This window comes from Vibrio sp. 1727, assembly GCF_033344415.1.
Taxonomy (GTDB): Bacteria; Pseudomonadota; Gammaproteobacteria; order Enterobacterales; family Vibrionaceae; genus Vibrio; species Vibrio alginolyticus.
In genome coordinates this window covers 1-693 of the sequence record NZ_JAWPOT010000277.1, presented here as the reverse complement: position 1 = coordinate 693, position 693 = coordinate 1, and the positions used below count along the sequence as shown (strand labels likewise).

Annotated in this window: 1 protein-coding gene; it reads left to right on the top strand. The window is 42.7% G+C overall.

The genetic code is table 11. From position 1 onward, the window contains the following. The coding region (locus R8O10_RS25220; protein ID WP_318191957.1) for an EAL and HDOD domain-containing protein at positions 1 to 693 on the top strand (693 nt) is incomplete at both ends.

The following is a 693-nucleotide window of genomic DNA, read 5'->3' as shown; positions in this document are numbered from 1 at the left end:
ATTGAAGTACTCGAAGATTGTGAGCCTACGCAAGAGCTTCTCGATGCAATAAAACATCTGCACGAATGCGGCTACCGAATTGCACTGGACGACTTTGTACCAACTAAGGCTTGGAAACGCTTTCTTCCGTACGTATCGATGATCAAATTTGATATTCGTTTAGTACCAATTGAAAAAGCGGCAATTTTCATCCAAGCATTGAGCCAGTTTAATATCGATTTTTTGGCTGAAAAAGTCGAAACCTATGAAGAGTTTGAACAAGCGCTTGACGCTGGTTTTAACTACTTTCAAGGTTACTTCTTTAGTAAACCAGAAATGATCCAAAAGAAGCGCCTCAACCCGGCGTTTTTAACCGTCATCCAGTTGTGTAAAGAGATTGCTGACAAACCCATCGACTTCAATGAAGTGGAGCGTCTGTTCTCTATTGATGTGACGCTTTCTTATAAGTTGCTCACTTACGTCAACTCGGGTTACACGCTCACAACCAAGATCAAATCGTTTAGACAGGCGCTGATTTATCTGGGCGAAGAACGTTTACGACGCTTTATTTCTCTGGTTGCGATTGCTTCTGTGCAAGAGGACAAGCCAGATTCACTCTACTCGCTTGCTATTCAACGCGCTCGTATGTGTGAAATTTTGCTTAGCCAAATGGAAACCAAGTACGATCCTGGACAAGCCTTTCTGACTGGTATG